Source organism: Streptomyces sp. NPDC091387, assembly GCF_044756945.1.
In the GTDB taxonomy this organism is placed as follows: domain Bacteria; phylum Actinomycetota; class Actinomycetes; order Streptomycetales; family Streptomycetaceae; genus Streptomyces.
Genome location: NZ_JBIVTZ010000003.1, coordinates 68,921 through 81,402, shown reverse-complemented (window position 1 = coordinate 81,402; position 12,482 = coordinate 68,921). Strand labels below are relative to the sequence as shown.

Genomic DNA, 12,482 nt, shown 5'->3' with positions numbered 1-12,482 from the left:
GGGCCCGGAAATCGCGGCGGGTACTGTTCCGCAGTGGGAGGTTGCGAGGTCACCCGGCAACCTCCGAGCCCGCCGCCGGGCTCCCCGGCCCACACGACGTATCGACCCGCGAGGCAGACCCCCGTGAATCTGGACGACTTCTCCGACCTGATCGAACGCCCCGACGGGGGTGTACGGCGAGACGCCGAGGAGCGCCGGGAGCGCTTCATGGTGCCCCCGGGCGCCCTCGGCCGTCTCGACGAGCTGGGCGAATGGCTCTCGGCCGCCCAGCAGGCCGTGCCGGTCAAGCCGATCGACCAGCCGCGCGTGGTGCTGTTCGCCGGTGACCACGGGGTGGCCGCGCTGGATGTCTCCGGGCGGCCGGCCGGCAGCGCGCACGAGCTGGTGCGGGCCACGCTGGAGGGCGCGACGCCGCTCGCCGTGCTGGCCCGCCGGTTCTCCGTACCCGTACGGATCGTCGACGCCGGCCTGGACTGCGACCCCGAGCTGCTGCCGGAGCAGGTGGTACGGACCCGGGTGCGGCGCGGCAGCGGCCGGATCGACATCGAGGACGCGCTGACGGCCGAGGAGGCCGAGCGGGCGGTGCGCCTCGGCATGGCGATCGCCGACGAGGAGGCCGACTCGGGCACCGACCTGGTGGTGCTCGGCGACCTGAGCGTCGGCGGTACGACGGCCGCGGCCACCCTGATCGCGGCGCTGTGCGGCACCGACGCCTCCGTGGTCACCGGGCGCGGCGGCGCGGGCATCGACGACCTGGCCTGGATGCGCAAGTGCGCGGCGGTCCGGGACGCGCTGCGCCGGGCCCGGCCGGTCCTGGGCGACCAGCTGGAGCTGCTGGCCACGGTGGGCGGCGCCGATCTGGCGGCGATGACCGGCTTCCTGCTGCAGTCCGCGGTGCGCCGGCTCCCGGTGATCCTGGACGGTGTGGTCTCCGCGGCCTGTGCGCTGGTCGGCCAGCGGGCCGCGTTCCGGGCGCCGGACTGGTGGCTGGCGGGTCAGCTGAGCGGTGAACCGGCGCAGGCGAAGGCGCTGGACCGGATGGCACTCAACCCGTTGCTCGACCACGGCGTCATCGTCGGAGAAGGAAGCGGGGCATTGCTCGCACTTCCGTTCGTACAGGCCGCGGCCGCACTGGCGGCGGAACTGCCCGAGCGCGCACCGGCCGCCGACGAGGACGACGAGAAGGAAGAGACGGAAGGCGGGGACGACGGCGAGGAGCCGGCCGGCGGCGAAGGGGTCAACGGAAGCGAACCGGCCGGGGACTGACGACAAGCAGCCGGCCCGTCGAGCCGCGGTCGCCGGACACCGACCGCGAAGCCACCCCTTATGAAGTGCGATGCCCCATATGATCGCTTTTCATGGGAGAGGTCAGATTGACCAGCCAGGAATCCGGGCGGGGCGCCGTCCAGCCACAGAGCACCGCCCGGTCGCAACGCGGCGCCGCCTTCGCCATCTGGTACCTGCGCGTCGTGTCGTTCATCAACTTCCTGAGCGCCGCCTGGGTCACCTTCGGCCAGGATCTGCGGCGCCACAACACCGAGAACTACTTCACGCCCTATCTGCTCACCGCGGGCTTCTCCTCCGGGGTGGTGGCGCTCTTCCTCGCGGTCACCATGCGACGGCGCAAACGGGCCGCGTGGATCGCCAACATGGTGCTGAGCGGGCTCACACTGCTCCTCTTCGCCGCCGTGATCGGCTTCCCGGAGATCCGCCGGTACCCGCAGAACTGGATCTCACTGGCCCTCACCGCCTCCTTCGTCCTCGCCCTCGCCCTCGGCCGGCGCGAGTTCTACGCGAAGGGGGACCGGTCCAACCCGAAGCTGGCCGCACTGGTGGCGGTCGTCGGACTGCTGGTCACCTCGCTGATCGCCGCGGCTCTGGTCACGGCCACCAACACCGCTCACAACGAGGCCCGTTCGACGTTCCTGGACCGCTGGCGCTACGGCGCGCTGCGGCTGGTGTCCGTCGCCGACAACGACGCGCGGTTCCCGGGCATCACCACGCCCGGCTGGGTCAACGTCCTGATCAACGTCATGTCCACGCTGCTGCTGATCGCGGTCGTGTACGCGGCCTTCCGCTCCCGCCGGGCGGTCGACCCGATCAGCCCGCAGGACGAGGAGGCGCTGCGCGTCCTGCTCGACAAGCACGGCGAGCGGGACTCCCTCGGGTACTTCGCGCTGCGCCGTGAGAAGAGCGTCATCTGGTCGCCGACCGGGAAGGCGGCCGTCACCTACCGGGTGGTCGGCGGGGTCTCGCTGGCCTCCGGCGATCCGATCGGCGACCCGGAGGCCTGGCCGGGGGCGATCGGCCCCTGGCTGGCCGAGGCCCGCGAGCACGGCTGGACCCCGGCGGCGATGGGGGTGAGCGAGGAAGGCGGCACCGTCTACGCCCGGCACGGACTCGACGCCCTGGAGCTCGGGGACGAAGCGATCGTGGAGACCGCCGAGTTCACGTTGGAGGGACGGGCGATGCGCACCGTCCGCCAGGCGTACAACCGGGTCGGGCGGGCCGGGTACGACGTGACGGTCCGCCGTCACGAGGAGATCCCCGAGGCCGAGATGGCCGAACTGGTGCGCAGGGCCGACGACTGGCGCGACGGGGCGACCGAGCGCGGCTTCTCGATGGCGCTGGGACGGCTCGGCGACCCGGCCGACGGCCAGTGCGTGATGCTCGAATGCCGTGACGCGCCGCCCGCCGACGGCAGCGGCCCCGGCGAACTGCGTGCCGTACTCAGCTTCGTCCCCTGGGGCCCCAACGGGCTCTCGCTCGACCTGATGCGCCGTGACCGGGACGCCGAGAACGGCCTGATGGAGTTCATGGTCATCGAACTCCTGCAACGGGCCGAGAAGATCGGCATCACCCAGGTCTCGCTGAACTTCGCGATGTTCCGCTCGGTCTTCGAACGGGGATCGCGGCTCGGCGCCGGGCCGGTGCTCAGGCTGTGGCGGTCGCTGCTCAGCTTCTTCTCGCGCTGGTGGCAGATCGAATCGCTCTACCGCGCCAACGCCAAGTACCGGCCGATCTGGGAACCGCGCTTCATGCTCTTCGAGAAGAGCTCCGACCTGCTGCGCATCGGCATCGCGGCGGGACGCGCCGAAGGGTTCCTGGAGGCGCCCGGTCTGCCCAAGTGGCTGCACCGCTCGCACCTCGGACCGCGTGGATGAGACCGGTACGCGCCCTCCGCCGGGCGGCCCGCCGGGAGTGGGGTCCGCTGTGGGCGACCGTACGGACGGCACTCGTCGCCGACCGGCTGCGGGCCGTCCCGATGACGCTGGCCGCGGTCGGCCTGACCGCGCTGCTCCAGGTGGTGCAGAACCAGTCCTGGGGCTTCGGCCCGGTGCAGACGCTCGGTTCGGTGCGGGCCGAGGACCCGCTCCGGGTGGCCCTGCTGCGCACCCCGCTGTCGCTGTTCGTCCCCGCACTGGACCTGCCGGTGTGGGGTGCGCTGGCGCAGTTGCTGCTGGTGTTCGGGATCGCCGAGATCTGCCTGGGCCGGTGGCGGACGCTGCTGATCGCGTACGTCGCGACCCTGGCCGGGACGCTCTGCGCGCGGATCGGCGTCGCGATCGGCCCCGACGGGTTCCTCGGGCTGCCCGCGTCCGACTCCCTGGTCGTCGACACGGGCCCCTCGGCCGCCGTGGTCGCCCTGGCGGTCTACGTCTGCCACGTGTACCGGGCCTGGTTCACCGGGGCGGTGGTGATCGCGGCGATGGTGGGCGAGGTGGTGGTCAAGGACAACCTGGCGGGCAAGGAGCACCTGACGGCCATCGCGGCGGCGCTCCTGCTGTGCGCGGTGTCGGCCCGCCACGACCGGCGCAGGCTGCGCCGCCGTCAGGGTTTGGGCGTGGGGGACGGGACCCGGTCCGGTGCGCCCCCGATCAAGTCCTGAAACCTGCGGCGCGGCCCGGCCCAGCGGACGTCGTGGTGGTAGGCGCGCAGCACCGCGCGGGAGCGGGCCCGGTGCCGGTTCCGGTAGAACCGCTTCGCCCACCACGAGGTCGGCCGGGCCAGCCGGACCGCTCCGAACAGGGCGACGAACGGGACCAGGGTGCCGACCACCGCCATCCGCGCCTTGCCCTTGAACAGGGAGATCAGCACGAAGCAGAAGTTGATGACGAGCGAGAGGACGACGCCGAGCCGGCCCTGCTGCTCGTCGTCGCTCAGCTCGTTCACGCCGAGCGGGGAGAAGCCGCCGAGCACGAGCAGCACCAGGGCCGCGGTGAGGACCACGACCTCCACGCTCTGCCGGCCCTGCTCGGTCCAGTACACGTCGTCCAGATGCAGGATCAGCGCGAATTCGTCCAGCACCAGCCCCGCGCCCATGCCGAAGACCACCGCGAAGACCCCGGCCGTGACACCGTGCCGCCCGCTGGCGACCGCGCCGAAGCCGCCGACGACGCTCAGCACCACACCGGGCACCACATGGTGGACGTGGACCCCGCCGGGGGTGAAGTTGCGGAACGGCCCCTTCCCGGCGCGGATCATCCGGGTGATGACCCGGGTGATCGCGAAGGTCAGCACGAAGGACGCCAGCGCCAGGAGCAGGGGCAGCTTCCCCGGCTCGACGATGTTCTGATCGAACCAGTGACCCACGCCACCCACCCCCGATAAACCGCTTTCGCCCCACTCCGTGGCGTTTTGAACAATCTATCGGGCGCGCCCACCGATTACCCTGCGCGCCGTGACCTCCCTGAACAGCCACGGCATACGTTTCGCCTTCGGCACCCTCACCGTGATCCCCGTCCGCGTCACCCGCTGGGACCGCGAGGCGGCGCGGGCCGGAATGCTGTGCGCCCCGCTGGCCGGTCTGGTCGTGGGGGTGCTCGCGGCGGTGCCCGGCAGCCTGTTGCTGCTGTTCGGTTCGGGGCCGCTGCTCGCCGCGGTCGCCTCCGCCGCGGTGCCGGCGGCCCTCACCAGGGGGCTGCACCTCGACGGTCTCGCGGACACCGCCGACGGCCTGGGCAGCGGGAAGCCGGCCGAGGACGCGCTGCGGATCATGAAGCAGTCGGACATTGGGCCGTTCGGTGTGATCACCCTGCTGTTCGTGCTGCTGGCCCAGGTGGCGGTCCTTCAGCAGTTGTACGCGCAGGGCTGGACGCGGGGCGCGGTGGCGGCCGTCGCGGCCGGGGCCGTCGCCCGGCTCGCCCTCACCCTGGCCTCCCGCCGCGGGGTCCCGGCGGCCCGTCCGGAGGGGCTGGGCGCCGCGGTGGCCGGCGCCGTCCCGGTCCGCGGCGCGGTGGCCGTCGCGCTCGTGACGGTGGCGGCCTGCGCGGGTGCGGGAGCGCTGTTCGGCGGGTACGGGGCGCTGCGGTACGGCCTCGCCGCGCTGGCCGCTCTCGCGGTGGCCCAGCTGCTCCTGCGGCACTGCGTGCGGCGCTTCGGCGGGGTGACCGGCGATGTGTTCGGGGCGCTGGCGGAGACGGCGGCGACCGTGACGCTGGTGGGGCTGGCGCTCGGCTGAGCGGCGGCCGGGGAGCCGGTCAGGCGGCCGCCGCCGGGCACTTCTCGCGCCAGACGCCGAGCTCGTACTTCTTGAGCAGCGAGCTGAGCCCCAGCCGCCGGGAGTCCCCGCAGAACCGCGCCACGGGCAGCTCGTACTCCACGTGGAAGACCGCCTTGCCCGCCTTCACGAACGGGGTGAGCTCCTCGCACTCCTCGTACTGGGCGCACTGCTCGTTCACCGCGAAGTCGAAGTCCCCCACCAGCTGCGGGATCTGCGGGAGGTCGTTCTTCAGGCCGACGGCGAGGCCGTGGCGGTGGGCGACGCGGGCGATGAGCCGGTTGTAGCGCAGCTGGTGGGCGGCGGTCAGCGGGAAGCCGGTCCGGTTGCGGTAGCCGTCCATGTTGTCGGGCTCCACCGCGTCGAAGCCCTTCTTCGCGCACATCGCGATCCGGGTCTCCATCAGCGGCTCCAGGACCTCGGTGCGGCGGATGTCGAGCCAGCGCTCCCCCGCCCAGCCGTTGCTCCTGCCGAGGACCGCGGCGGGGAAGTCGTCCGCGTCGGGGCGGAACTCCTCCCAGGCACCGGTGGAGAGGTAGCAGATGACCTTGCGCCCCTTGCGGTGCAGCCCCGCGACCTGGGCCGCGTCGCGGTCGAAGCCGTCGATGTCGTACACCGGGGCGTCCACGGCCGTGTCCAGCCGGCCGGAGAGCTGCCACTGCCAGTCGGTGCCCGGTGCGGGCTGCCAGCGCCCCCGGGCGGGCCGGGCGGCCCCGTCGGATTCCGGCGCCGAGGTGCAGCCCGCCAGCACGGCCAGCAGAATCAGTACGGTGACGGGCAGCACGGCCGGCCTCCCGGTCACACGTGTGGCCATCCGCTCGCGCATCGTTCTCCCTGTTCACCGGCGCACCGCCAACGTCGTTGCGGTCGCGGCCCGTTCCCCCGGGAAGATCATCCCGGTACGACAACCGTACGACTGCCGGAGTGCGCAGTCGGCCCGCCGCCGTGATCCGGCAGCAAGGGCGCGCGTAGGCTCATTCCCGGCACATTGCGGCGGCGTCTACGATGCGCCGGGCACGGTCGGCCCACCCCTCGACCGAAAAAAGAACTCTACGGAAGCGAGATTTCACCACCGTGACTGCTCTCACTCTCAGCACCTCCGGTGCGGCGACGCTGCGCGCCGACGCACTCGTCGTAGGCGTCGCCAAGGGCACTGGATCCAAGTCCGGAAACCTGGTCCTCGCACCGGGCGCCGAGGCCGTGGACAAGGCGTTCGGCGGCAAGCTCGCCGGCATCCTGGAGACCCTGGGCGCCTCCGGTGCCGAGGGCGAACTGACCAAGCTCCCCGCGCCCGACGGCCTGAAGGCCCCGGTCGTCATCGCGGCCGGACTCGGCCCCGTCCCGGACAAGGACGGCGCGTACGACGCCGAGGCGCTGCGCCGAGCCGCGGGCTCCGCCGCCCGCTCGCTCACCGGCTCGAAGAAGGCAGGCTTCGCGCTGCCCGTCGGCTCCGTCGAGGACGCCGAGGCCATCGCCGAGGGCGCGCTCCTGGGCGCGTACGCCTTCACCGCCTACCAGCGCGGCGAGAACAAGCTCGCCCCCAGGGCCGCTGTCGGCGCCAAGCTGCCGCTCGCCGAGGTGGCCCTGCTCGGCGCCAAGCCCCGCGACAAGGCGTTCAAGGCCGCCGCGGAGCGCGCCGTCGCGATGGTCGAGGAGATCAACCGCGCCCGCGACCTGATCAACACCCCGCCGAACGACCTGTACCCCGAGTCCTTCGCCGCCGTGGCCGCAGCCGCCGGCAAGGAGCACGGCATCAAGGTGCAGGTGCTCGACGAGAAGGCGCTCGTCAAGGGCGGCTACGGCGGTCTGGTCGGCGTCGGCCAGGGCGCGACCCACGGCCCGCGCCTGGTGAAGCTCGCCTACACGCACCCCAAGGCGGAGAAGACCCTGGCCCTTGTGGGCAAGGGCATCACCTACGACTCGGGCGGCATCTCGCTGAAGCCGGCCGGCCACAACGAGACGATGAAGTGCGACATGAGCGGCGCCGCCGCCGTGTTCGCGACCGTCGTCACGGCCGCCCGTCTGGGCCTGCGCGTCAACGTCACCGGCTGGCTGGCGCTCGCCGAGAACATGCCGTCGGGCAACGCCACCCGCCCCGGTGACGTGCTGAACATGTACAGCGGCAAGACCGTCGAGGTCCTCAACACGGACGCCGAGGGCCGTCTCGTCCTCGCCGACGCGCTGACCCGCGCCTCCGAGGAGAAGCCGGACGCGATCGTCGACGTGGCGACCCTGACCGGCGCGATGGTGCTGGCCCTGGGCAACCGCACCTTCGGCATCATGGCGAACGACGACGCCTTCCGCACCTCGATCCACGAGATCGCCGAGGAGGTCGGTGAGGCCTCCTGGCCGATGCCGCTCCCGGCCGACCTGCGCAAGGGCATGGACTCCCCGACCGCCGACATCGCCAACATGGGCGAGCGGATGGGCGGCGGCCTGGTGGCCGGTCTGTTCCTGAAGGAGTTCGTGGGCGAGGGCATCGCCTGGGCGCACCTGGACATCGCGGGGCCGGCCTTCCACGAGGGCGCCCCGTACGGCTACACACCGAAGGGCGGCACCGGATCCGCGGTCCGCACGCTGGTGAAGCTGGCGGAGCGCACCGCGGCCGGAGACCTCGGCTGAGCTCGCAGCTGACGGACGGCCCCGGGCATACGTCCGGGGCCGTCCGTGTTCCACCCACGGCACCGCCGCCGGGGCCGGGCGGGTTTCGCTCTCGACGAAATCAGCCCGTCCCTACGCGGCGGTAACCCGCTGGGACGGACGACCATCCGTCTCAGACCCGGGCCCCGCGTCCCGCCCACCGTCAACAAGTGCGAAGATGGGTTCTCGGCAGGACAGGGCCCCCACCACAGGGCCGAATGACAAAAGCGGCCGCACACCAGCCGACCGGCCGGTCACACCCCGATGACGGGGCCCGGCGTACGGCGCACATGCATGGAGGACGTGACGTGGCGAACGACGCCAGCACCGTTTTCGACCTAGTGATCCTCGGCGGTGGTAGCGGCGGTTATGCCGCGGCCCTGCGCGGAGCGCAGCTGGGCCTGGACGTCGCTCTGATCGAGAAGGGCAAGGTCGGCGGCACCTGCCTGCACAACGGCTGCATCCCGACGAAGGCCCTGCTGCACGCCGGTGAGATCGCGGACCAGGCGCGCGAGGCCGACCAGTTCGGTGTCAAGGCCACCTTCGAGGGCATCGACATGGAGGCCGTCCACAAGTACAAGGACGACGTGATCTCGGGCCTGTACAAGGGTCTGCAGGGTCTCATCGCCTCCCGCAAGGTGCACTACATCGAGGGTGAGGGACGTCTCTCCTCCCCCACCTCGGTGGACGTGAACGGCCAGCGCATCCAGGGCCGCCACGTGCTCCTGGCGACCGGCTCCGTGCCGAAGTCGCTGCCGGGCCTGGAGATCGACGGCAACCGCGTCATCTCCTCGGACCACGCGCTGAAGCTGGACCGGGTACCGAAGTCCGCGATCGTGCTGGGCGGCGGCGTCATCGGCGTCGAGTTCGCCTCGGCGTGGAAGTCCTTCGGCACCGACGTCACCATCGTCGAGGGCCTGAAGCACCTGGTCCCGGTCGAGGACGAGAACAGCTCGAAGCTTCTTGAGCGCGCGTTCCGCAAGCGCGGCATCAAGTTCAACCTCGGTACGTTCTTCCAGGGTGTCGAGTACACCCAGGACGGCGTCCGGGTGACCCTCGCCGACGGCAAGACCTTCGAGGCCGAGCTGCTGCTCGTCGCCATCGGCCGCGGCCCCGTCTCGCAGGGCCTCGGTTACGAGGAGGCCGGTGTCGCGATGGACCGCGGCTACGTCCTCGTCGACGAGTACATGCGGACGAACGTGGAGACGATCTCGGCGGTGGGCGACCTGGTCCCGACGCTCCAGCTCGCGCACGTCGGCTTCGCCGAGGGCATCCTCGTGGCGGAGCGGCTGGCCGGTCTGAAGACCGTTCCGATCGACTACGACGGTGTCCCGAAGGTGACGTACTGCCACCCCGAGGTCGCCTCCGTCGGTATCACCGAGGCCAAGGCCAAGGAGCTCTACGGGGCGGACAAGGTCGTCGCCCTCAAGTACAACCTCGCGGGCAACGGCAAGAGCAAGATCCTCAAGACCGCGGGCGAGATCAAGCTCGTCCAGGTCAAGGACGGTGCCGTGGTCGGCGTCCACATGGTCGGTGACCGTATGGGCGAGCAGGTCGGCGAAGCCCAGCTGATCTACAACTGGGAGGCGCTGCCGGCCGAGGTCGCGCAGCTCATCCACGCCCACCCCACGCAGAACGAGGCGATGGGCGAAGCCCACCTGGCCCTGGCCGGCAAGCCTCTGCACTCCCACGACTGATCAGTCGACCGGGCGCGACGACCGACCTACTTCCGCACATTCGTAAGGAGCAACTGAAACCATGTCGGTTTCCGTAACCCTTCCGGCGCTCGGCGAGAGCGTCACCGAGGGCACTGTCACCCGTTGGCTGAAGGCCGAGGGCGAGCGCGTCGAGGCCGACGAGCCGCTGCTCGAGGTATCGACCGACAAGGTCGACACCGAGATCCCGGCCCCCGCCTCCGGCATCCTGGCCTCCATCAAGGTCGCCGAGGACGAGACCGTCGAGGTCGGCGCAGAGCTGGCCGTCATCGACGACGGCACCGGCGCGCCGGCTGCCGCGGCGGCTCCGGCCGCCGAGCCCGAGGCCGCACCGGCCCCGGCCGAGGCACCGGCACCGGCGCCTGCCGCCGAGGCACCCGCCCCCGCCGCCGCTCCGGCCCCCGCGGCCGAGGCTCCGGCCGCCGCCCCGGCCGGTGGCGCCGCCGGGACCGACGTCACCCTTCCGGCGCTCGGCGAGAGCGTCACCGAGGGCACCGTCACCCGCTGGCTGAAGGAGGTCGGCGAGGAGGTCACGGAGGACGAGCCCCTCCTGGAGGTCTCCACGGACAAGGTCGACACCGAGATCCCGGCCCCGGTCTCCGGTGTGCTGCTGGAGATCGTCGTCGCCGAGGACGAGACCGCCGAGGTCGGCGCCAAGCTCGCCGTCATCGGTGCCCCCGGTGCCGCTCCGGCCGCCGCTCCGGCTCCTGCAGCCGCTGCCCCGGCGCCCGCTGCTCCGGCCGCCCCGGCTGCTCCGGCTCCGGCTCCGGCCGCTCCCGCAGCACCGGCCGCTGCTCCGGCCCCGGCCGCTCCGGCGCCCGCCGCCGCCGCTCCGGCTCCGGCTCCGGCTCCGGCCGCCCCGGTGGCCCCGGCCGCTCCGGCCGCGACCTCCGGTGACGACGGCGCGTACGTCACGCCGCTGGTCCGCAAGCTCGCCGCCGAGAACGGCGTCGACCTGGGCGCGGTCAAGGGCACCGGCGTCGGTGGCCGTATCCGCAAGCAGGACGTCGTCGCCGCCGCGGAGGCCGCCAAGGCCGCCGCTGCCGCTCCGGCACCCGCCGCCGCCGCAGCTCCGGCCGCCTCCAAGGCGCCGAAGCTGGAGGTGTCCCCGCTGCGCGGTCAGACGGTCAAGATGACCCGCATGCGCAAGGTCATCGGCGAGAACATGATGAAGGCGCTGCACTCGCAGGCTCAGCTGACCACGGTCGTCGAGGTCGACGTCACCAAGCTGATGAAGCTGCGCAACAAGGCGAAGGACGCCTTCGCGGCCCGTGAGGGCGTCAAGCTCTCCCCGATGCCGTTCTACGTCAAGGCCGCCGCCCAGGCGCTGAAGGCCCACCCGGTCGTCAACGCCCGGATCAACGAGGACGAAGGCACGATCACGTACTTCGACTCGGAGAACATCGGCATCGCCGTGGACGCCGAGAAGGGCCTGATGACCCCGGTCATCAAGGGCGCGGGCGACCTCAACATCGCCGGTATCTCGAAGAAGACCGCCGAGCTGGCCGGCAAGGCCCGCGGTGGCGGCCTGACGCCGGACGACATGTCCGGTGCCACCTTCACCATCAGCAACACCGGCTCGCGCGGTGCGCTGTTCGACACCGTCATCGTGCCGCCGAACCAGGCAGCCATCCTGGGCATCGGCGCCACCGTCAAGCGTCCGGCCGTCATCGAGACCGCCGAGGGCACCGTCATCGGCGTCCGCGACATGACGTACCTCGCGCTCTCCTACGACCACCGTCTGGTGGACGGCGCCGACGCCGCCCGCTACCTGACCACGGTCAAGGCGATCCTGGAGGCCGGTGAGTTCGAGGTCGAGCTCGGCCTCTGAGCACCGCGGTTGTAACCAGCCTCACCAGCGGCGCCCCCGTCCGGAACACTCCCGGGCGGGGGCGCCGCCGTATTGTCTAGACACCACCGGTCGCCCCCGGCAGCGGGGGTGGGTGCAGGCAGCACCGGTTTGCCCCGAAGGAGCCCGACATGACCCCGCCCGTCGTCCACTCGCTGCGCGAGCAGATCCGCGAGCACATCGTGGACGGGATCGTCAGCGGGCGCTGGAAGCCGGGCGAGCGGATCGTGGAGCGGCGCATCGCCACCGAGCTGGAGGTCAGCCAGACACCCGTGCGCGAGGCGCTGCGGGAGCTGGAGACGCTCCGGCTGATCGAGTCGGCGCCCAACAAGGGCGTCCGGGTCCGCAATCTCACCGCGGCCGATCTCGAGGAGAGCTACCCGGTCCGGGCCGGTCTGGAGCAGATCGCCGCCGAGCTGGCGGCCCCCGGACTCGGCGAGGACTGCTCGCTGCTCGCGCCCCATGTGACGGCGCTGTACGAGGCGGACCGGCGGGCCGACGGCGAGGCCCAGGTGCGCCACACGGTCGGTTTCCACCGCGAGCTGGTCCGGGCGGCCGGGAACGCCGTGCTGCTGCACACCTGGGAGGGGCTGGGCATCGAGGTGTTCACGGCGCTCTCGATCCGCTGGCTCGGCACGGTGCAGAAGTCCTACGCCGAGGAGCACGAGGCGCTCATCGAGGCGTTCCTCCGCCAGGACCCGGACATCGGTGTGCTGGTCAAGGCACATGTGCTCGGCTGCGCGCCGCGCGCCTGAGTCCCGTACCGACCGAGTGCACA

10 protein-coding genes are annotated in these 12,482 nt (G+C 72.0%); 8 read left to right on the top strand and 2 right to left on the bottom strand.

Translation table 11 applies throughout. The features are described from left to right. Positions 1–123 precede the first annotated feature (123 nt). From cobT to ACIQM0_RS07225, 3 genes are all read left to right on the top strand, one after another. A complete protein-coding gene (cobT, locus tag ACIQM0_RS07235; RefSeq protein ID WP_401284286.1) occupies positions 124–1,266 on the top strand; it encodes a nicotinate-nucleotide--dimethylbenzimidazole phosphoribosyltransferase in 1,143 nt (380 codons plus the stop codon). Positions 1,267–1,358: 92 nt separating this feature from the next. Then, complete coding sequence (locus ACIQM0_RS07230; RefSeq protein WP_401284285.1) at positions 1,359–3,164, top strand: phosphatidylglycerol lysyltransferase domain-containing protein; 1,806 nt, start codon at positions 1,359–1,361, stop codon at positions 3,162–3,164. Beyond that, a complete protein-coding gene (locus tag ACIQM0_RS07225; protein WP_401284283.1) occupies positions 3,161–3,889 on the top strand; it encodes a hypothetical protein in 729 nt (242 codons plus the stop codon). Before ACIQM0_RS07230 ends, ACIQM0_RS07225 begins: the two co-directional genes overlap by 4 nt. Here ACIQM0_RS07225 and ACIQM0_RS07220 read toward each other — a convergent pair. Continuing rightward, positions 3,832–4,593 (bottom strand): hypothetical protein, encoded by a 762-nt coding sequence (locus tag ACIQM0_RS07220; protein WP_401284281.1) that lies wholly within the window; start codon positions 4,591–4,593, stop codon positions 3,832–3,834. The genes ACIQM0_RS07225 and ACIQM0_RS07220 overlap by 58 nt on opposite strands. A gap of 88 nt (positions 4,594–4,681) precedes the next feature. On the opposite strand from ACIQM0_RS07220, the gene ACIQM0_RS07215 reads away from it, so the two are divergent. Continuing rightward, positions 4,682–5,461, top strand: a complete 780-nt coding sequence (locus ACIQM0_RS07215; RefSeq protein WP_401284279.1) for an adenosylcobinamide-GDP ribazoletransferase — start codon at positions 4,682–4,684, stop codon at positions 5,459–5,461. A 19-nt stretch (positions 5,462–5,480) separates the two neighbouring features. Here the strand turns inward: ACIQM0_RS07215 and ACIQM0_RS07210 are convergent, their stop codons facing one another. After that, positions 5,481–6,326, bottom strand: coding sequence for an endo alpha-1,4 polygalactosaminidase (locus ACIQM0_RS07210; RefSeq protein WP_401284277.1), 846 nt, complete (start codon positions 6,324–6,326; stop codon positions 5,481–5,483). 248 nt (positions 6,327–6,574) lie between these two features. Between ACIQM0_RS07210 and ACIQM0_RS07205 the strand changes: the two genes are divergently transcribed. From ACIQM0_RS07205 to ACIQM0_RS07190, 4 genes are all read left to right on the top strand, one after another. Then, positions 6,575–8,122, top strand: coding sequence for a leucyl aminopeptidase (locus tag ACIQM0_RS07205; protein WP_401284276.1), 1,548 nt, complete (start codon positions 6,575–6,577; stop codon positions 8,120–8,122). 326 nt (positions 8,123–8,448) lie between these two features. Next, the gene (gene lpdA / locus ACIQM0_RS07200) at positions 8,449–9,837 is read left to right on the top strand and encodes a dihydrolipoyl dehydrogenase (protein ID WP_363029434.1); all 1,389 of its coding nucleotides are present in this window, start codon (positions 8,449–8,451) and stop codon (positions 9,835–9,837) included. Positions 9,838–9,898: 61 nt separating this feature from the next. Further along, entirely contained in the window at positions 9,899–11,686 is a 1,788-nt protein-coding gene (gene sucB, locus ACIQM0_RS07195) for a 2-oxoglutarate dehydrogenase, E2 component, dihydrolipoamide succinyltransferase (protein WP_401284274.1), read from the top strand. Positions 11,687–11,835: 149 nt separating this feature from the next. After that, positions 11,836–12,459 (top strand): GntR family transcriptional regulator, encoded by a 624-nt coding sequence (locus ACIQM0_RS07190; RefSeq protein ID WP_362953436.1) that lies wholly within the window; start codon positions 11,836–11,838, stop codon positions 12,457–12,459. Positions 12,460–12,482: the final 23 nt, after the last annotated feature.

Coding starts and splice junctions, on each gene's coding strand:
- ACIQM0_RS07230 (WP_401284285.1), top strand. CDS start 1,359: ATGGGAGAGGTCAGATTGACCAGCCAGGAATCCGGGCGGGGCGCCGTC.
- sucB (WP_401284274.1), top strand. CDS start 9,899: ATGTCGGTTTCCGTAACCCTTCCGGCGCTCGGCGAGAGCGTCACCGAG.
- ACIQM0_RS07210 (WP_401284277.1), bottom strand. CDS start 6,326: ATGCGCGAGCGGATGGCCACACGTGTGACCGGGAGGCCGGCCGTGCTG.
- ACIQM0_RS07190 (WP_362953436.1), top strand. CDS start 11,836: ATGACCCCGCCCGTCGTCCACTCGCTGCGCGAGCAGATCCGCGAGCAC.
- ACIQM0_RS07225 (WP_401284283.1), top strand. CDS start 3,161: ATGAGACCGGTACGCGCCCTCCGCCGGGCGGCCCGCCGGGAGTGGGGT.